Raw genomic sequence first — 18,610 nt, forward strand, 5'->3', positions numbered from 1 at the left:
AACAGACTCTCATCCTTCATTTGACCGAGTGGGCCACCGGCTCATCATCTTCCCTTGTCATGGGCGGTCACTGACGGTGAGGTGGGCTGTGGTTGTTGTCGTCTATCAACACGCATGCGTGCTGGCGCCTTCGCTTCTCTTCCTTGGAACCCTCTCCTTCTGTCGGGATCGCTGCCGAATGATGAACTGACGGCGTGGCTGATGTCGTCTGTCATCAAAGTACCGCGGCGCCACGGCATAGTGGCACCGCATACCGTTGAGCTTGATGTAAAGCCACCAGCCCCACATCAAGACTCGTTACTTCCCCAAGATCCACCAGGCAGCCTCTGGCTTGCCGCGATGTGCAAAAGGTTGGTTTGGGTGGCTGCGTCTCGTGATGGCAGCGCTCGCCGTACTCTGCACTAGATGGTCTGGATGTGATTGAGGGTAACGAAGGCGACTTTGGGTCGCTCATTTGCGAGGCATAGCCCATGACTAACTGGTCCAGCAAGGACTCCTTGAAGGTCTACAACGTTCCCTACTGGGGTGCGGGTTTTTTCAATATCAATGATGCCGGTCATGTGACCGTCGCCCCCGACAAATCACGCCCTGACGCGCATATCGTGCTCTCTGACGCCATCGAACAGTTGCGTCAGTCCGGGCTGACCACCCCCGTGTTGCTGCGCTTCCCCGACATTCTCAAGAGTCGGGTCGATGCGCTGTTCAACGCCTTTGGTCAGGCCATCGAGAAGTCTGGCTATGAAGGGGACTACCTCTGCGTTTACCCGATCAAGGTAAACCAGCAGCGTCGTGTCATCGAGACCATCAGCCAGTCCTACAGCGACAAGCCCCGGCTTGGCCTGGAAGCTGGTTCCAAACCGGAACTGCTGGCCGTGCTGTCCCATCACCATGAGCAAGGCTCGGTGATCGTCTGCAACGGTTACAAAGACCGCGAATATATCCGCCACGCCCTCTTGGGCAACCTGATGGGCCACAAGGTCTACATCGTGGTGGAGAAGCCCTCCGAGCTGGAGATGGTGCTGGACGAGTCAGCTCGTCTCAACATCAAGCCCAACATCGGGGTGCGTGCCAAGCTCGCTTCCACCGGCTCCGGCATGTGGGAATCGAGCGGTGGCTCCATGTCCAAATTTGGTCTCTCCGCCTCCCAGATCCTGGCGCTGATCGAACGTCTGCGCGGGCTGGGCAAGCTGGATTGCCTGCAACTGCTGCACTTCCATCTGGGCTCCCAGATCGCCAATATCCGCGACATTCAGGGCGGCATCCGCGAGTGCGGCCGTTTCTACGCTGAACTGCGTCGCCTCGGTGCCAACATCGAAGTCGTTGACGTCGGCGGCGGCCTGGGGGTGGACTACGAGGGAACCCGTTCCCAGAGCCACTGCTCCGCCAACTACAGCCTCTCCGAGTACGCCAACAACGTGGTATGGGGCATCGGCGATGTCTGCCGCGAGTTCGACCTGCCGCACCCGACCATCATCAGCGAGTCTGGCCGTGCCCTGACCGCTCACCACGCCGTACTGGTTACCAATATCATTGGTGCCGAAGGGGTGGAGATGAACGACATCAGCGCGCCGGACGAAGATGCACCTACCATTCTGCAGAACATGTGGAAAGGCTGGCTGGATCTGCGCAGCGAAGATCCCTCCCTGCTGGAGATCTTCCATGACTCGGTGGCAGATCTGGGTGACGTGAATACCCAGTACACCATGGGCCTCTTGAACCTTGAACAGCGTGCCTGGGCCGAGATGCTGCACCAGAACACCTGTCTGGCGCTCAAAGAGATGCTCAACCCGGTCAACCGCAACCACCGTGCGCTGGCTGACGAACTGAGTGAAAAGCTGGCGGACAAGTGCTTTGCCAACTTCTCCCTGTTCCAGTCCCTGCCGGATGCCTGGGGTATCGGTCAGGTATTCCCGGTGATGCCGCTGGCTGGTCTCGATCGTCCGCTTAGCCGTCGCGGTATCCTGATGGATATTACCTGTGACTCCGACGGTCAGGTCGAGCACTATGTCGACGGTCTGGGGGTCGAGAGCACCCTGCCAATGCCGGTCTACGGCGAGAACGAAGAGTGCCACGTCGGCTTCTTCTTGGTCGGTGCCTATCAGGAGATCCTCGGCGACCTGCACAACCTGTTCGGTGACACCCACTGCGCGGAAGTGTGGCTGGACGAAGAGGGCAAGATGGACATTCGCAACGTGGTGCGTGGCGACACCGTCGACCAGCTGCTGCGTTACGTCAACATCGACCCGTCCGTGATCCGCGAAAACTACCAGCGGATCGCCGCTCACCCGGCGCTGGACGATGCCACTCGCAAAGCCCTTCTCGACGAGCTGGAGCTGGGCCTGCAAGGCTACGCCTATCTGGAAGACGAATAAGCGCCCGCGCTTGACGTTCACCGTGAGGGCATAAAAAAGGGAGGCATTTGCCTCCCTTTGTTCTATCTGTTCCTCCTGTGGCGGTCAGGTCTGCGAGCTCAGCGCCTTGTGCAGATCCCGCTGCAACTGCTGATTGTCGTCTCTTTGCAGCTCCACAATACCCAATTGCAGTCCCTGCTCGATGGTGAGCGACCCATTCAACATGGCGTTGATGGCGGCTTCACTCAGCAGCATCACCCGGTCTTTTGGGTTTGGGCCGCTGGTGTGCAGCTGGAGCAGTAGGGACTCCTTGCCTCGTACTCTGGACCAGAGTCCTGAGTCGATCAGCAGGATGGAGATCCCGCCGCCGACCCCTGCCTGCTGGAGTCGACTTTTGAGGGTTTGGAGCCATGCCTGGCTACGGGAGAAGCCGGCTTCGCCTGTCAGGGCTGCCAAGGGGGGTAACTGCTCACGGCTCACCGCAGTCGCCGTGGCCATGGCAATATTGACCGTGCCGGGCCAGCTCTGTTCGAACGGATTGGGATAAAGGGCATCATAACCACAGCTCTGCCCCATCCCGGGGATGAGGCAGAGCAGGACCATGCATGCGCGCAAGGTGCGTTGCATCATGGCGTCACTATGTTGAACCAGAAGTTGAACTTGTCGAGCAGCGTGACGAAGTCGCTGAACTTCTGCTGATCACCCTCGATCTTGATCTCGCCGTTGGCGATCTTCTGCTCCATGGTGCCCTGACCGAGCTGGATATCATCCAGCGTCTTCTTGCTCAGGGTAATGGTCACATCAGGCTTGGCGGCATAGCGGGTAGTGTGGTTGAGCACCGAGTTCTCCAGACTCAGGGTATGTTTCTCCCCGATGTCGGTGAACGCCATGTTGATGACCATCTTCTTGCCCGCCGCTTTCTCGGGATTAATGCGCACCGAGAGATAGTCAAACAGCATGCTGGGGCTCATGGCCCGGATGGTGTCCGGTGAGGCGGTGACTGTTCCGCCAACATTAGGAACGCCATTGCGCAGCTCATAGGCACCTTGCAGATAGACGGAGCGCCACGGGCCGGATTCAGCCTGATAGCCCAGCTGCTCCAGTGCATCTGCCAGCAGCAGCTTGCCCTCAGTGTTGTTCTGGTTGGCAAACACCAGATGCTTGAGCACTTCTGCTACCCAGCGATATTCCCCCTTGTCGAACGAGGCCTTGGCTTTTTTCAGTGCCTCCTGCTCGCCCCCCATGAACTCGATATATTTGGGGCCGACCATTTCTGGGGGCAGGTTGTCGAGATCGGAGGGGTTGCCGGAGTACCAGCCCATATAGCGCTGATAGATGGCGCGGCTGTTGTGGCGCAGGGTGCCGTAATAACCGCGGTTCGGCCAGAAGTCGTTGAGCTCGGGGGGGAGGGTGATCTGTTCGGAGATCTCCTCGCCGGTATAACCCATGTTCATCAGGCGCACCGACTGATCGTGGATGTATTTGTAGAGGTCCCGCTGCTTTTTGAAGTAGTCGACGATATTGGCATTGCCCCAGCGTGGCCAGTGGTGGCTCTGGAACTTGACCTCGGCCTGATCTCCCCAGGTTTCGATGGTCTCGTTGAGAAAGCTGGCCCACTTCAGCGCATCGCGCACCTGGGCGCCGCGCAGGGTGAGGATGTTGTGCATGGTGTTGGTGGTGTTTTCGGCCATCCACAATGCTTTGCTGTCCGGGAACCAGGTGTTCATCTCGGCCGGGGCTTCAGTGCCCGGGGTCATCTGGAAGACCATCTTGACGCCATCGACCGTCAGCGTTTCACCGGTTTTGGTGATAAAGCGGGTCGGCAGCAGCAGTGAGGGCACGCCGGTGGAGGTGGTTTGCCCCAGACCGCCGTTGACGCCCCCCTGCGGGTTGCGCGGCAGCAGGGCGCCGTACATGTAGACGGCGCGGCGGGCCATGGCATTGCCGGCGATGACGTTCTCCGACACCGCGTGTTCGGTAAATCCTTCAGGGGCGATGATCTCGACGCCGTTCTTTTTCACCTCGTCCAGCGAATTGAAAAGACCGGCGGCACCGCCGTAGTGATCCACGTGGGAGTGGCTGTAGACCACCGCAGTGACCGGGCGCTCCCCTTGGGTCTTGTTGATGAAGGCCAGCGCCGCCTTGGCGGTTTGCGGGGAGATTAGCGGATCGAACACCACCCAGCCCTTGTTGCCTTCGATAAAGGTGATGTTGGAAAGATCAAAGCCGCGAATTTGGTAAATCTTGTCGGTGACCTTGAACAAGCCGTACTGCATGTTGAGCTGGGCATTGCGCCACAGGCTGGGGTTGACGGTCTCCGGCGCGGCCTTTTCGAGGCCGATGTAACTCTTGTACTGCTCCAGATCCCACACCACGTTGCCCTTGTCATCTTTGATGGTCAGGGTCTCCGGTTTGGCGATAAAGCCACGCTGGGCATCCTCGAAATCCTGTTTGTCATTGAAGGGCAGGGTGGTGAGCACCTGCTGGTTTGCCTTGATGGTAAATTCGCTGGCAGGTTTGGGGTCGATGGCGGCCTTGGCCGACAGCACAAGAGCAGGCTGCACAAGCAGTGTGCCACAGAGCAAGAGCGAGAAAATCGTGGGGGTGGAAAGCCTCGGTTTCATCGGTATAACTCCAGATGGTGGTGTGGGTCGACAGGGCTAAGTGTAGTCAGGCTCAAGTCAGGGAAGAGAAGAAAGGGGGGACTTGCGCTACACAACGCCATCCGGGAGGAAAACAGCAGGAATTGCGCCCTCAGGAGCACAGCCGTTGCACATCTTGATCTGTATCAAGATAGGTCGCAACGGGTTGTCTTACGGTCAGGAGTGATGTTAATGGGATGTAACAAAAGGATGTGCATATGGAACTGAAAAGGGACCCGAGATGCTATACCGACGTCTGTATCGACGGTAAGTGGTATCACTACGACCACTGCAGCACCAACGTCTATATGCTGATGGGAGGCGCCGCGCCGAGCCTTCAGCTGGCCTATGAGCCGAGCAGCGAAGAGGAGCTGATCGAGATGCTCCAGCAGCTGGGACGCTTCTGACTTACCGAATTGATATCTTGCCATATGGCCATCGGGCGCGTTGCCACGATGGCCACCACTCTTCACCGCTGTACCTTATCTCAGCGGTTTTTATTGCCCAATAACCCCTTGCCAATCTCCAGCATGGCGACGGCCGCGGCGTAGCTGCTATCGGACTTGCCTATCTCATCCGCCACATAGAGAAAATTGGATTGGTACTTCTCGACGGCCTCCCGTGGAGTGGTCGCGTCAATAAAGTCCTCCTCCACCTCGAATCCTTGGGTCAGCAGTGCCGCCTTTTCACTCAGAAAAGTCGGAGATGCCATGTCGATAAAGGTGTATTGCTGCCGATTGGACGCCGGAATGGTAAAAAACTGGTATCTGGCCATAGGTAAATTCTCGCTTGAAGCGGGTGATAAATGACGTGACGCTGGTTTTAATCTGTGGCTCGCAGGCGGCTTGCTTGCCTCGACATCGCAGACCGTGCGTGTCGGGAATGCCGCATTTTGTTTTCGTTCGAGACTACTTTGTTGGCGTTTGCCCGGCAAGTGGGGCGCAGAGATTTTCTGGATGATCCGAGCAACCTAGATGTTGTGGGGAGATGCGAGACCGGGATAATGCCGAGCTCACGTTGAGCCCGGCTTGTCAGCGCTCTGTTACAGCACGAAGCTCTGTACCATGGCACGCAGCTGTTCGGTGAGCTGGTGGATCTGGCGGGCGGCATCGCGGGCGGCGTTGGCCACTTGCAGCGCCTCGTCGCTGCCATCGGAGATGCGCACCACGTTGCGTTCGATCTCGTTGACCACGGCGCCCTGCTGCTCGATGGCGCTGGCGATGATGGCGTTGGTATCGACCATTCGATCCACCTTCTCGGTGATGGCACCGAAAGCCTGTTTTGCCTCCTGCGCCAGCCCGACCCCCTCCTGCGCTTCATGGCTAGCCGCCGACATGGCGGTGACCGAGGCGCGGGCGCCGGATTGCAGCTGTTCAATCATCTGCTGGATCTCGACGGTGGCCCCCTGGGTGCGGTTGGCAAGAGACCGCACCTCGTCGGCCACCACCGCAAAGCCGCGACCCTGCTCACCGGCCCGGGCCGCTTCGATGGCAGCGTTGAGGGCCAGCAGGTTGGTCTGTTCGGCGATGCTACGGATCACGCTGATGACGCCGCCAATCTGGCTGCACTGCTGCTCCAGTAGGCCTATGGTGTCGGCGGTGCGCAGCACTTCGCGGTTGATATGGTCGATGGCCTTGATGGTGCGCTCCACCACATCCTCGCCCTGACCGACCACGTTCTGCGCCTCCTGGGTCATGCGGGCGGCTTGCAGAGCGTTGCCTGCCATGTCTTGTGAGGTGGCGGCCAGCTCCTTGATGGCGGTGGCGACCTGATGGGTCTCCCCTTGCTGATCGGCAATCACCTCCTGCGAGCGGCAGGTGCGCGCTTCGATCTCGGTAGCGCTCTCCACCACGGTGACGCCATTTTCCCGCACTCGCAGCATCAGGGTGCGCAGGGTATCCAGGGTCACGTTGTAATCCCGGCTGATGGCGGCCAGCTCGTCCTGACCGACGATCTCGATATGCTGGCTGAGATCCTGGGCGTTGACCCGGGCAGCGATATCACGCACCCGCCCTACGGTGTCGCGCAGGGAGAGATAGGCACCGATCATCAGGTAGAGGTAGAGCAGCAAGCTGGCGGTTAGCGGCGCGGTGACCCACCAGAAGTGGCGTTGGTTGGCGGCCAGCCGCTGATGCAGGTCGGCCTCCAGCCGCTGGCGTACCTGGCCTGCCAGTGCGGTGATGGCCTCGTCCATCTTATCTCCCAGCGCTTGCACCTCCTTGGTGGATAGTTGCACCAGCTGATCCTTCATCATCTTGTTTTCCATGGTCTCGACCCCCTGACGCACCAGCTGTATCAGAGCATCGGTCTGCTGACCCAGCTCGGCGCGGTAGGCCGGTTCAATCTGGTAGAGCAGGGTCAGATCGGCCTCCAGCTCTTGCAGAGTGGCGCTGATCAGGTCTAGACGAAAACGCAGGCCGCTGTAGCCCTCTGCCTGAAACAGGCCGAAATCGGCGATGGTGGCGGCGCGATCCCGCACCTGAGCCAGCAGGTCGCGCAGCTGCGGCAACCGCTCGCTGGCGAGGATCACCATGTAGTAGGTACCGAGCGCCGGATCCTGGATCAGGCTGCTACTGGCGGTAATGTGCTTGTAGAGATGGCGCACCTCGGTCAGCAGCTTGTCGTGGCGCAGGTTGCTCTGCTCCACTTCCAGCTTGCCCGCTTCACTCAGCAGGGCGGCCCAGCCCTGCTGGATCACCTCAAAGGAGGGGTTGTTCTGGCGGGTGTTGGCAAAGGCTTGCAGGCTCTGATCAACGGCTTGTGCGGCTGCCTTGACCTGATCATCACCGACCGGATCCACTTCATAGGCGTGACGGGTTACCAGATTGCGATGGATGAGCAGGGCTTGCTCGATAGCGGGCACGGGGGCGAGATTGACCACTCCCGCCAGCTCGCGGTTGGCCTGGACGTTGTCATCCTGCAGCCGCCCCAGCAGATTGGTCATGCTGTACGCCAGTGGCAGCAGCATCAGGCAGGACCAGAGCAGGAATTTGTATTTGAAGGAGAGCTGGTTGCCCAGCCGGATGGCGGGGTTGAAAATCCATTTCATGTTAAGCCTCGATACCTGAGTGCGGGCGTGAGTCGTGTTGCCTGAATAGTACTCCGAGCGGCCTCCCTTGGGTGATGGCCGGTTGCAAGTTGTGATCCCCTTGGCTTTTTACTTCCGGGCGTGGGCGCCGTCAGCCGCACCAATAGAAAACGGGCCACCCGAAGGTAACCCGCGGTCGATAAGGGGACACCGATCAGTTGAACGCCAGGAAGGGCGAGACACAGAGCAGTAGGCCAGTGACGATGATGATGTAGAGGGAGGTGCCCTTGTACTTGTGCAGCGCCGGTACCTGATAGACCAGATAAGCCGGGATGAGGCAACCCACCATGCCGAAGATGGGGCTGCAGATGGAGGTGAAGCTCAGTACCGGTGCGTTGAGCACGATGGCACCCCAGGAGAGCATGACGGTAAACACCATGATCCCTTTGCCTACCAATCCTTTGTTGATGCGGTTTTCCGGCATGACGCGGCGCAGCAGGTTCATCGCCAGACCCTGACAGGCTTCACGGAAACCGAGGTAAACGCCGAAGTAGGCGGTCATCACCGCGAAGATGTTGAGGGTGAGGCTCAGGAGCTTGAGGGTCTGGCCGGGCATCCCCTGGGCTACCATCGCCAGCGCGGAGATGTTCTCTTCGGAGGCTTTGACCGCCTGATCGTGGCCCATGGCCAGGGTGAAGGAGACCGCGTAGAAGAACACCACCACGAACAGGATGCCGAAGGCGATATTCATGGCGCGCATCGCCTTGAAGCGAGCCACTTCCAGCGACTTTTCCCGCGAGCGATAGGAGATCACCATGGGGCTCAGGCTCTGGATAAAGAGGATGGAGGTGAGGGTAAAGGGCAGCATGATGATGGCATCCTTCATCCAGTCACCGGCAGCGGGCATGGCGGTGATGTTGGCCGCATCCCACTTGTCCACCATCATCAGGCCGAGCACTGCCACCACGCTGATCTTGGTCAGCACCATAAAGGTGGAGATCTTGAACAGCAGGTTTTCGCCGCGCGAGGCCAGTGCCACCAGACCGCAGATCAGCACCAGACCGTAGAGCGGGTTTTCGGAGAGCAGGCCGTCGGTGACACCGAAGCTCTGCAGGAAGGAGGCGCTGTCATTGGTGATGGCGGTGGAGTAGACGAAGACCCAGATCACCAGCATCACGAAGTAGAGGGCTCCGAGCAGCACACCCCAGTTCTTGCCAAGGTAGCCGGTGATGACGCTGGGGTAATCCTTGCACTCCGGCGAAGTAGCCAGGGTGTTGATAAAGAGGCGCTGGAACATGTACATGGCGGGGTAGCCGATCACCGCCGAGAGCAGAAAGACCCACAAGCCCATCAGACCCACCTGTACCGGCAGGAAGACGATCCCTGCGCCGATGGCCATGCCGATGCTCATGATGATCCAGCCCCAGTCGGTGCTGTCGAAGCGAACCGCTTCTTTCCATTCCAGCGTGCCCATCACGGGGCTGGCGAGTGTAGTGCTATGCGCGTCCATTAAAACCTTCTTTTTTGTAGGGATGTGGGAAAGCGGCGCAAATATAGTTGAATGAAACTGTCATAAACAATGCCCATAAGAGTACTTTTGTTCAAATCAGGATGGTGATCACGGTTTATATTGAGGCTGAAAGGTGCCTTTAAACGCCATTTTTGTATCTTTTTGTTGAATGGATAAAATAAAAAGCAAATAATGTTGAGCGGAATGAGATTCGTGATTGCAAAAAAAATTGCACAAACAGGAGTGGCTATATGAAACGCATCATCACAGCAGCAGCGGCACCTGACGCTATCGGTCCCTACAGCCACGGCACTGCCTATGGCGACCTTATCTTTACCTCCGGTCAGTTGCCGGTCTGCAAGCAGCAGGGTGGTGTGGTGGAAGGGGGGATTGCCGCCCAGACCCGCCAGTCACTGGAAAACCTGAAATCCGTGCTGGAAGCCGCTGGCGGCTCGCTGGATACCGTGCTCAAAACCACCTGCTACCTCGCCGAGATCAGCGATTTTGCCGCGTTCAACGAGGTCTATAAAGCCTATTTCCAGAAAGATTGTCCGGCGCGCAGCTGCTTCGCAGTGAAGGATCTGCCTATGGGCGTCAAGGTTGAAGTGGAAGCGATCGCCCATATCGCTCGTTAATGCTGATAAAAAGGTTCAAGTGATGAAACAAGCGTGGCAGCAGTATCTGCAGATTATTCAACAGGTTGTCAAACCAGCGCTGGGTTGTACCGAGCCAATTGCCGCCGCCTATGCCGCAGCGGTCGCCACCCGGCAACTGGGCTGTGAGCCCGGTCGCCTCGAGGTTGCGGTGTCGGACAATCTCTATAAAAACTCGATGGGTGTTTATGTGCCGGGCACCGGCAAGATCGGTCTGGCCATTGCGGCCGCGGCCGGTGCCATCGGTGGCAACGCCGATGCCGGGCTGGAGGTGCTGGCCGCGATCCAGCCAGAACAGGTGGATCGTGCCCAGCAGCTGATCGATGCTGGCAAGGTGCAGGTGAGCCGCACCGCCGCCCCCGAGTTTATCTTCTGCCGCGTGACCGTTTATGGCACTGATGAAAAGGGTGAAGAGCACAGTGCCGAAGTGACCCTGTGCGGCGGTCATACCCGCATCGTCGAGCAGCGCCGCGATGGCGAGGTGACCTTCACCGCCGATCAGAGCCAGGGCGGCGCCACCGGTTCCATCTGCGATGGCGTCGATATCAGCATCGCCGCCATCTACGAGTTCGCCACTCAGGTGGAGTTCGAGCAGATCAGATTCATCCTCAAAGCCTCCGAGCTTAACGGCAAGCTCTCTGCCGAGGGGATGAATAACCCCTATGGCCTGGAGATTGGCCGCACCATGCAGCAGAACATCAATGCCGGTCTTATCGGCGAGGATGTGATGAACCGCATCGTGATGATGACGGCGGCTGCCTCCGATGCCCGCATGGGGGGCGCGACCCTGCCAGCCATGAGCAACTTCGGCAGCGGCAACCAGGGCATTGCCGCCACCATTCCGGTGATGGTAATTGCCGAGCGCTTTGCGGCCAGCGAAGAGCAACTGGCTCGCGCCCTCATCATGAGCCATCTGGGCGCCATCTATATCAAGTCCCACTATCCGCCGCTGTCGGCCTTCTGTGGCAATACCGTGACCAGCGCGGCCGCCTCCATGGCCATGGTCTATCTGGCCGGCGGCAGCTTCGAGCAATCCTGCTTCGCCATCCAGAACGTACTGAGCGACAGTGCCGGTATGGTATGTGACGGGGCGAAAGCCTCCTGCGCCATGAAGGTGAGTACCTCCTCCGGTGCGGCGGTGCGCGGCTTCCTGATGGCCCTCAACAGCCACTCGGTGTCGGAGCAGGGGATCGTCGCAGGTGACGTGGATCAGACCATCCGCAACGTCGGCCAGATGGTGAAGGAGGGCATGTCTGCCACAGACAGCACCATTATTGATATCATGTCCGCCTGATGTCCCTGTCGGTTGCTGCCCGGCGTCCATTGTCCGGCAGCAACCCTTGCAAGAAGGTCCCATTGTGAAGCTGCAAGAGTTGAGTCCGAGCGATTTTGAGATCCTCAAGTCGATGGAGAACATAGTGGATGGCATCGCCGCCATGTATGGTCAGCACACCGAAGTGCTGCTCCACAGTCTGGATGCGCGCAATCCCTCGATCGTCAAGATTGCCAACGGCCATATCACTGGCCGCAGTGTCGGCGCTCCCATCACCAACCTGGCGATGATGAAGCTCAAGAGCGGGCAGGATATCTCCAGTCCCTACATGACCAAGTGCGCCACCGGTAAGACCCTGCGCTCCATCACGACCGTGATCCGCAACGGGGAGCACAGGGCCATCGGCTTGCTCTGCATCAACAGCGACATGGACGCTCCGCTGCAATCTGTGCTGCGCACCATGATGCCGGAGTGCATGCATCCCCACGAGAGCCATGCCACCCCGGAGGTGTTCGCCCGCAACATCGACGAAGCGCTCAACAGCACCATCGACACCGTCAGTGCCGAGGTGCGCGGCAACGAGGCGGTGCCCCCGTCCCAGAAGACACGGGTCATCGTCAATCAGCTGCACGACATGGGGATCTTCGAGCTCAAAGACAGTGCCCAGATTGCGGCGCGCCAGCTCGGTATTTCGGTCCACTCCATCTACCGCTATCTGCGGGAGATCAAGAAGGGCTGAGCCGGTTCACTCGGGCCAAATTGGCAGCAAACGGGTCAGCCCTGACCCGTTTTTTACGCCCGTTTTAGCCTCTCTGTTTGGGCCATCCTTCGGGCTCATCTGCTATCATCACCCCCCTTTATTTTTCTATCTCTCTGAACGTGCTGGAGAAATCATGTCTCGACTCATCTATCTGCTGCGCCACGGCCAGACCCGCTTCAATGCCGAGCAGCGTCTGCAGGGGCGTTGCAACTCCGATCTGACCGACAAGGGCGAGGCACAAGCTATTGCCATGGGACGGCGGCTTGCCGACGAGTTGGCGGATCCCGCCCGCTGGACCGTCTATGCCAGCCCGCTCGGTCGCGCCCGTCAGACTGCGCTGCTGGTGTGCGAGCAGCTGGGGCTGTCAGCGGATCGCATCGTCTGGGACGATCGCTTGATGGAGCTGGGGATGGGGGAGTGGGAGAGCTGCCAGATCCCGGTGCTGCGGCTCGCTCATCCCGAGCTCGATACCGGCAAAGGGGACTGGTATCTGCAGGCACCGGGGGCCGAGAGCTTCGAGAGCATTCAGCGCCGGGCACACCAGTGGTTGCAGGATCCTGCCATCGCTGAGCGGGCCATTGTTATCTCCCACGGTCTGCTCGGTGCCATGTTGCGCGGCGTCTATGCCGATCTCGGCTATGAGGCGACCTGGTCACAGGAGTTGCCGCAAGATGCCTTCTATAAGCTGCAGGATGGCCACATCACCCGCATTGCCTGCTAGTTGCCGTGAGGTGGCACCATGGCATGGACCATGATGGCCACCTTCGGATGCCCATTTGTAACCCATCACCAAGAATGAAAAACCGGGAGCTGGTGAAAACAAGTGGGAGATGGCGGGACAAACTCAGGAATGGCGGGGCTTGTGGCGTGATGCGGTTAAACCAAGCCGTTTAACCGCAAAATGAAAACTTTAGAGTCAGGCAGCGAGTCGATGCACTGAAAATGAAAAATGTAGTGATTGCTGCCTAGAGCCATTTAAATAATTACTGGCCAGATAATATCAGCAGCGGGGTATCACAAAATCAGATAGTTACAGTTAAAAAAAGTCGTGCCCGGCCCAGACTACCTTGCCGATCACGGCCAGGTTCTCCAGCTGGTTGGCTGGAACGACCTGCAGGGGGTAATCATCGCGGTTGTCGCTGATGATGGTGATCCCGCCATCGAAGTTTTTCTGCAGGCGCTTGGCGTAGAGCTCTTCTCCCAGGCGCAACACGAAGATGGATCCGTCTTCGATCTGATTCTTGCTGATATCGACCAGGATAGAGTCACCAGAGTGGATGGTGGGCTCCATGCTGTCGCCTTTGGCGAAGACCACCACCAGGTTATCCGGGTTTAACTTGCGAAACGTGAGCCATTTACGGCGAAAGGCCAGCTTGCGTTTAACCTCATGATCATCATTAAACGCACCATGGCCGGTACTGACGGTGACATGGTAGCCATCGATCAGCGCGTACTCCTCATCAAACTCCTCACGTTGCACCATCTGCTCGGCCGCTCCATCGGGGTGTTTCGGGCCCTGACCGGTGGCCAGCCACTCCAGATTCACATTGAACGTCCGCGCGATGCGCAGCGCCTTATCGATGGTGGGCAGTGAATTAAACGGGGGGAAGTATTTGCGCATCCCCGACTCACTCATCCCCACCAGTTCGGCAAATGCCTTGTAGCTCAAGCTCCCGCGCAGCTCATCCAGACGGTCACTCAAAGTATCCATTCCCGCCGTCAGAAAAGATACCTCACCGTCTTTTTGTACTGCTTGTGGTTTTTCTTCATAACGCTCTGACATACAAGGAATTCTCGGCTAGTGGCTGATGCTGGTGAGTCGATAGACAAAAAATTCCGCACAAAAAGACTTGTCAATCTTTTTGGGGTGATCAATCATTCATATGTGACGCATTGCGACATAAAATCATTCTTTTATGAATGATTAAGATACGCACTGCGACACTTGATGATACCGAAACGGGGTGAGTATGTCAGGGAAAACACCAGAGTGGATCAGGGCTGAGCTCATAAAATGCGGATATTCCCAAGCTGCTTGGGCCCGCGCTAAAGGGCTGCATCCCAGAGCCGTACAGCGCTGCATCAAACACTATGCCCCAGCCAAGGGGGTCAGCCCCAAGCGTCGGGAAAGCCGCAGCATTATGGCCTTGCTCTCCGAGTCGCTTGGGATCGATCTGCTGGGAGGTGACCAATGAGCACTTGGTACACCGCCCAAGCGTTGGCCGGGTTGGCCGGCATGCCCGTTTACCCCGATGGTGTGCGCAAAAAGGCCGAGCGTGAAGAGTGGCAAAGCCGCAAACGCGAAAAAGGCAAAGGGGCCGAGTACCACATCAGCTCACTGCCGAGCGAAACCCGCCGTTATCTGGCAGAGCAAGCCGTGGCCGCACAAGGTCAAGCCGTGACCGATCATGCGGCAGGTGGCAAGGCCATGGCCAAGTTGCTGGCGCGCGAGGTGCCGGTCAAACCGGAGGCAGGTCGCAAATTGCTGACATTGGGGGAGGGTGCTCGCCAGAAGGTCGATGCCAGACTGCTGATCCTCCAGGCCGCCGATATTTTCCTGGCACCCTATCAAGCTTGCCAACAAGGGGAGGTGGGTCGGCGTGCGTTTATTGAGGCTTACCGTGCCCGCAGCCTGTCACTCCCTGCGAGCGTCTATGACCGGCAAAAACCATTCAGCCTGATCACCCTGCGCCGTTGGCAGAGTGCGTTGGCGGACGAAGGCCCCGCAGCCCTGGCGGGCAACTACCAGCGGGAGCGGCCATCGACCGTCGAGCAGAGCCCGGATCTGGCACAGTTTCTCACCGCACTGGTCACCGCCAAACCCCATCTGGCCAACAAGTGGGGAGCCCTGCACGAACTTGCCAGCCAATACAACGAGATGAATCAGCTGGGATGGCAGATCCCCAGCCAATCCTCCTTGCGTCGCTGGATGGTGAAATGGTTGGCAGACAACAAGGTGGCCTTTACCTATGCAACCAACCCGGATGCCTACAACAACAAATATCGCAGCGCGATCGAGGAGATGTACCCCTGGATGGCCCAGCCCAACGACGTCTGGGAGTTCGACAGCACCCCGGTCGATGCCATGTTGGTGGATGGTCGTCACAGCATCATCGCCGTGATCGACGTGTTTACCCGTCGGGTGCGCCTGCTGGTGGCTAAAACCTCATCGAGCGAGGGGATCTGCCTGCTGCTGCGCAAGACGCTGCTGGCGTGGGGCACCCTCAACGATAACGGCGTGATGCGCACCGATAACGGCTCTGACTACGTGAGTCAGCGGGTCATGTCCATCTGCACCCTGCTCGGCATGAACGTCAGCCGCTCCAACGCCTATTCGGGGTGGGAGAAACCGCACATAGAGCGCTTCTTTCGCACCCTGAGCCACGGCCTTATCGAGTTGCTGCCCTCCTATATCGGCCACTGCGTGGCCGATCGGCAGGTGATCGAGGCACGCAAGAGCTTTGCCCAGCGTCTGGAAGAAAAACGCAAACCGGATGCCGAAAAGGAGATCTTCGAGCTGGCCATGACGGCCTGTGAGCTGCAGAGCTTGCTCGATAACTGGCTCGATGCCCGCTACCACAACCGCAAGCATGGCTCCCTAGGGATGACCCCCAACGAAAAATATGGTCATGCCCGCTATCAGCGGCGGGCCATTGGCGATGAGTCGGCGCTGGATCTGCTGCTTAACCACATCGGCGAGGCCACCGTCTCCAAAGGCTTCATCAAAGCCGGTGGGCTCAAATACACGGCCCCAGAACTGCTGGAGCATAACTGGAAGAGCCAGCGGGTCAGCGTGTTCCTCGATCCGAGCGATGTGGGCCGCGCCATCTTGTATCGCACGGGCGACTGGAACGAGCGGATCGAGGCCATCAACATCGACCTGCTGGGCAATGGTGTCAGCCCGGATGCCTTCCGTGCCGCCAAACGTGCCGATGCCAAGGCACTGGCCGGTTTTCGCCGCGAGATGCGCAATGTGGCCAAGACCTTTGGCATCGACCAGCTCCATCAGGATGTGGTGCGCCACTTCGTCTCCCAGGCGCGGGATATCGCCCAGTTCCAACGCAGTGATCTCACCCTCGATAACCCGGCCCTGGCTGCACTATCGGGCGTTGCCGTCCCCGGTGAACCGGCTCAGTTCAGCGCTGCAGAACTTGCCGCCATTGAGGCCAGGCGAGAAGAGAAAGCCGCCCGCCAGCAAGCAACGGCAGGGCAGGAATCGAGAGCGCTCAAGACCGAGTACGAACAGGCCATCTGTTTGGCAGAGAAGGAGTTGGATGCCCCGTTGACAGAGCGGGAGAGGGAGTGGCTGACCCGGTACCTCTACAGCCACAAGCTGATGGCGAAACGGATTAACCGCCATCTGGATGATGTTCGGGCGATCCGCCACACCCAGGCAAAAGGTTAGCGAGTAGCCCGAAAAGACCCAAAAACAAAGGACAAAACCACGATGAAACACAAGATCGTTGAAGTCAAAAACATGATCAAGACCGAGCAGCTGCTCGACAACTTGCTCAACCGCTCCAGCATAGTGCCGGGTATTGGGCTAATCCACGGCCCCTCCGGCTTTGGCAAGACCACCGCCGTGGAATGGCTGTTCAACCAGGACGAAGTGAACGGCATCTATGTCCGCTGCTACAAGGCCGACACTGTGACCAGTTTGCTGGAGCAGATCGCCAAAGAGATCGGCATTCCCCAGCGCCACAACTTGCGGGCCCAGGTCGATAGCATCATTGAATCCGTCCGTGCCGAAGAGCTGGCCATCTTCGTGGATGAGGCGGATTACGTGGTCGGCAATGCCCGCATCATGGAGACACTGCGCGATATCTACGATGCCACCGAACAACCCCTGATCCTGGTGGGCATGGAAGAGATTGCCCGTCGTATCAGTCAGCGCAAGCAGCTGTTTAACCGCATCTCTCAGTGGATTGAATTCAAACCCGCCGATCTGGAAGACGTGTCCCTGATAGCCAGCGAAATGCTGGAGGTGGACGTGGAGATCGACGATGCCCTGCTGGATCTCATTCGCAAGCGTTCCAATGGCGTGGTGCGCACCATCGTCTCGGCCCTCGACAAGATCGAGAAGATGGCCATGGCCTCTGATGCCCGGATTATCCGGTTGGAGGATGTGGACGCCAGCGAACTGCTCCATGACGTGCGCCGCAGTCGCTAGCCGTCAGGCTACAGCCAATAAAAACAAAGCACGGGAGGGATTCCAGTGGTTGATACAAAAGCAACGCTAATGACGTTGCAAGCCTGGGAATGGATGTGCCAGCAAGAGACTTTTCTGATCAAGGACGTGATCGCCGTGACGGGAATGTCTGAGGCACATATCTACAAGGTCGTGCGTGACTGGTTGGCCGCTGGCCACCTCATTAAACACCCGGACGGCGTGGTATCCCGCCCGGCCTATTTCAAAGTGGTTAGCGCTCAATACGTGCCACCGATTGGCAAAAGCAGTGGCCAGAAGCGGCCCAAATGCAGGAACAAGCGCAAAACCAATCAACAGAAAATGTGGAACACCATGAAGATCAGCCGCTTCTTCACCCTGACAGACCTGATGCTGACGGCAGAGACGGGTCAGAAACAAGCCTGGTTTTACACCGATAGGTTGGTGAAAGCCGGTTACGTCAAAGTGCTGTTCAAAGTTGACAGTTTGCTGCCTGTACCCGCCAGACACGGCCTGACAGGACGCTATCAGCTGGTCAGGGATACAGGCCGTTATGCCCCGCTGTGTCGTGACCATGGTTGCTGGGATCAAAACCAGCAGCAGTTATACCCGTTCCAACGGGAGGAGGAGACACATGGAAACGTGGCTTGAGGTGTTGCAGGCCGAAGTGGCGGCCAGCTCGCTGGCCCAGGTGGCCGAGAAGCTCGGGCTCTCTCGCACCACCATCAGCCAAGTCTGCAACGAAAAGTATCCCGGCGATATGGCAAGGGTACAGACCCTGGTGGAAGGGGCCCTGATGGGCAACAAGGTGAGGTGCCCCATCCTGGGGGATATCCCGGCGCATCAGTGTCTCGCTCACCAGCGCCGTGGCCCCAGCGAAGTGGGCAGCAGTCCGATGGATATCAAGCTCTGGAAGGCATGCCGCAGCGGTTGCCCCCATAGCCAGCTGACCGAGGCGCAGCAACTGCGTCGCCCGATGCGGTTATCGGTAGAGCAGGGCAAAGGGGCGCAGAAAACGGCTCGCTATGACGCCGAGGCCACCCTCTCCAGATTGCGCCGACAGGCCAAAAGCGATGGCGACAATGCCAGCAGCAGCCTGCGCATTCTAAGTGAACTGCTGGCCGAAGAGCTGAAAATCATGGCCATCAAATACAACCGACTGCTCGACAAGCAAGAAGGCAAATAAGGGTTGGCGGGGCTCTTTCGCGGTGGGCCCGGTGACGAGA

At 58.5% G+C, this 18,610-nt stretch carries 16 protein-coding genes; 10 read left to right on the forward strand and 6 right to left on the reverse strand.

Annotated features, from left to right (window positions below; genetic code table 11):
• Positions 1–470: 470 nt before the first annotated feature.
• Complete coding sequence (gene speA / locus BN1139_RS08390) at positions 471–2,372, forward strand: biosynthetic arginine decarboxylase (RefSeq protein WP_005344160.1); 1,902 nt, start codon at positions 471–473, stop codon at positions 2,370–2,372.
• 84 nt (positions 2,373–2,456) lie between these two features.
• Here the strand turns inward: speA and BN1139_RS08395 are convergent, their stop codons facing one another.
• Together BN1139_RS08395 and BN1139_RS08400 are read right to left on the reverse strand one after the other, a co-directional pair.
• Positions 2,457–2,981 (reverse strand): hypothetical protein, encoded by a 525-nt coding sequence (locus BN1139_RS08395; RefSeq protein WP_005353417.1) that lies wholly within the window; start codon positions 2,979–2,981, stop codon positions 2,457–2,459.
• Positions 2,978–4,975, reverse strand: a complete 1,998-nt coding sequence (locus tag BN1139_RS08400; RefSeq protein WP_005353416.1) for an alkyl/aryl-sulfatase — start codon at positions 4,973–4,975, stop codon at positions 2,978–2,980. Before BN1139_RS08400 ends, BN1139_RS08395 begins: the two co-directional genes overlap by 4 nt.
• A gap of 236 nt (positions 4,976–5,211) precedes the next feature.
• Here BN1139_RS08400 and BN1139_RS08405 point away from each other — a divergent pair, with 236 nt between their 5' ends.
• Complete coding sequence (locus tag BN1139_RS08405; protein ID WP_005334402.1) at positions 5,212–5,400, forward strand: hypothetical protein; 189 nt, start codon at positions 5,212–5,214, stop codon at positions 5,398–5,400.
• Between the two features lie 80 nt (positions 5,401–5,480).
• Here the strand turns inward: BN1139_RS08405 and BN1139_RS08410 are convergent, their stop codons facing one another.
• The 3 genes from BN1139_RS08410 to BN1139_RS08420 all read right to left on the reverse strand — a co-directional run bounded on the left by BN1139_RS08410 (position 5,481) and on the right by BN1139_RS08420 (position 9,531).
• Positions 5,481–5,768 (reverse strand): hypothetical protein, encoded by a 288-nt coding sequence (locus tag BN1139_RS08410; RefSeq protein ID WP_005334401.1) that lies wholly within the window; start codon positions 5,766–5,768, stop codon positions 5,481–5,483.
• A 267-nt stretch (positions 5,769–6,035) separates the two neighbouring features.
• Positions 6,036–8,042: a methyl-accepting chemotaxis protein gene (locus BN1139_RS08415; RefSeq protein ID WP_005353414.1), complete on the reverse strand. Its 2,007-nt coding sequence runs from the start codon at positions 8,040–8,042 to the stop codon at positions 6,036–6,038.
• A gap of 193 nt (positions 8,043–8,235) precedes the next feature.
• Positions 8,236–9,531 (reverse strand): SLC5/6 family protein, encoded by a 1,296-nt coding sequence (locus tag BN1139_RS08420; protein WP_005334398.1) that lies wholly within the window; start codon positions 9,529–9,531, stop codon positions 8,236–8,238.
• A gap of 251 nt (positions 9,532–9,782) precedes the next feature.
• Between BN1139_RS08420 and BN1139_RS08425 the strand changes: the two genes are divergently transcribed.
• The 4 genes from BN1139_RS08425 (at position 9,783) to BN1139_RS08440 (ending at position 12,938) form a co-directional block, all read left to right on the forward strand.
• Positions 9,783–10,166 (forward strand): Rid family detoxifying hydrolase, encoded by a 384-nt coding sequence (locus BN1139_RS08425; protein WP_005344164.1) that lies wholly within the window; start codon positions 9,783–9,785, stop codon positions 10,164–10,166.
• A 22-nt stretch (positions 10,167–10,188) separates the two neighbouring features.
• Positions 10,189–11,478 carry an L-cysteine desulfidase family protein gene (locus BN1139_RS08430; protein WP_005353411.1) on the forward strand — a complete coding sequence of 430 codons (1,290 nt, stop codon included), beginning with the start codon at positions 10,189–10,191 and terminating at the stop codon, positions 11,476–11,478.
• 64 nt (positions 11,479–11,542) lie between these two features.
• Positions 11,543–12,196 (forward strand): helix-turn-helix transcriptional regulator, encoded by a 654-nt coding sequence (locus BN1139_RS08435; RefSeq protein WP_005334376.1) that lies wholly within the window; start codon positions 11,543–11,545, stop codon positions 12,194–12,196.
• Between the two features lie 154 nt (positions 12,197–12,350).
• Entirely contained in the window at positions 12,351–12,938 is a 588-nt protein-coding gene (locus BN1139_RS08440) for a histidine phosphatase family protein (protein ID WP_005353409.1), read from the forward strand.
• 315 nt (positions 12,939–13,253) lie between these two features.
• On the opposite strand, the gene BN1139_RS08445 is transcribed toward BN1139_RS08440, so the two are convergent.
• Positions 13,254–14,000, reverse strand: coding sequence for a LexA family transcriptional regulator (locus tag BN1139_RS08445; protein WP_005353407.1), 747 nt, complete (start codon positions 13,998–14,000; stop codon positions 13,254–13,256).
• 408 nt (positions 14,001–14,408) lie between these two features.
• Between BN1139_RS08445 and BN1139_RS08450 the strand changes: the two genes are divergently transcribed.
• From BN1139_RS08450 to BN1139_RS08470, 4 genes are read left to right on the forward strand one after another with little or no spacing between them, the layout of a single operon-like run.
• Positions 14,409–16,622, forward strand: a complete 2,214-nt coding sequence (locus tag BN1139_RS08450; protein ID WP_005353405.1) for a DNA-binding protein — start codon at positions 14,409–14,411, stop codon at positions 16,620–16,622.
• A gap of 42 nt (positions 16,623–16,664) precedes the next feature.
• Complete coding sequence (locus tag BN1139_RS08455; RefSeq protein WP_005353404.1) at positions 16,665–17,387, forward strand: AAA family ATPase; 723 nt, start codon at positions 16,665–16,667, stop codon at positions 17,385–17,387.
• A gap of 45 nt (positions 17,388–17,432) precedes the next feature.
• Positions 17,433–18,035: a hypothetical protein gene (locus BN1139_RS20635; protein ID WP_005353403.1), complete on the forward strand. Its 603-nt coding sequence runs from the start codon at positions 17,433–17,435 to the stop codon at positions 18,033–18,035.
• Complete coding sequence (locus BN1139_RS08470; RefSeq protein ID WP_005353402.1) at positions 18,019–18,570, forward strand: transcriptional regulator; 552 nt, start codon at positions 18,019–18,021, stop codon at positions 18,568–18,570. The genes BN1139_RS20635 and BN1139_RS08470 overlap by 17 nt, the downstream gene beginning before the upstream one ends.
• Positions 18,571–18,610: the final 40 nt, after the last annotated feature.

The organism is Aeromonas veronii bv. veronii (assembly GCF_000820225.1).
In the GTDB taxonomy this organism is placed as follows: Bacteria; Pseudomonadota; Gammaproteobacteria; order Enterobacterales; family Aeromonadaceae; genus Aeromonas; species Aeromonas veronii.

Excerpts from the sequence above, each read along its gene's own strand:
- BN1139_RS08425 (WP_005344164.1), top strand. The coding sequence starts at position 9,783 with ATGAAACGCATCATCACAGCAGCAGCGGCACCTGACGCTATCGGTCCC.
- BN1139_RS08430 (WP_005353411.1), top strand. The coding sequence starts at position 10,189 with ATGAAACAAGCGTGGCAGCAGTATCTGCAGATTATTCAACAGGTTGTC.
- BN1139_RS08415 (WP_005353414.1), bottom strand. The coding sequence starts at position 8,042 with ATGAAATGGATTTTCAACCCCGCCATCCGGCTGGGCAACCAGCTCTCC.
- BN1139_RS08405 (WP_005334402.1), top strand. The coding sequence starts at position 5,212 with ATGGAACTGAAAAGGGACCCGAGATGCTATACCGACGTCTGTATCGAC.
- speA (WP_005344160.1), top strand. The coding sequence starts at position 471 with ATGACTAACTGGTCCAGCAAGGACTCCTTGAAGGTCTACAACGTTCCC.
- BN1139_RS08395 (WP_005353417.1), bottom strand. The coding sequence starts at position 2,981 with ATGATGCAACGCACCTTGCGCGCATGCATGGTCCTGCTCTGCCTCATC.
- BN1139_RS08400 (WP_005353416.1), bottom strand. The coding sequence starts at position 4,975 with ATGAAACCGAGGCTTTCCACCCCCACGATTTTCTCGCTCTTGCTCTGT.
- BN1139_RS08450 (WP_005353405.1), top strand. The coding sequence starts at position 14,409 with ATGAGCACTTGGTACACCGCCCAAGCGTTGGCCGGGTTGGCCGGCATG.
- BN1139_RS08470 (WP_005353402.1), top strand. The coding sequence starts at position 18,019 with ATGGAAACGTGGCTTGAGGTGTTGCAGGCCGAAGTGGCGGCCAGCTCG.
- BN1139_RS08445 (WP_005353407.1), bottom strand. The coding sequence starts at position 14,000 with ATGTCAGAGCGTTATGAAGAAAAACCACAAGCAGTACAAAAAGACGGT.
- BN1139_RS08420 (WP_005334398.1), bottom strand. The coding sequence starts at position 9,531 with ATGGACGCGCATAGCACTACACTCGCCAGCCCCGTGATGGGCACGCTG.
- BN1139_RS08455 (WP_005353404.1), top strand. The coding sequence starts at position 16,665 with ATGAAACACAAGATCGTTGAAGTCAAAAACATGATCAAGACCGAGCAG.
- BN1139_RS08440 (WP_005353409.1), top strand. The coding sequence starts at position 12,351 with ATGTCTCGACTCATCTATCTGCTGCGCCACGGCCAGACCCGCTTCAAT.
- BN1139_RS08410 (WP_005334401.1), bottom strand. The coding sequence starts at position 5,768 with ATGGCCAGATACCAGTTTTTTACCATTCCGGCGTCCAATCGGCAGCAA.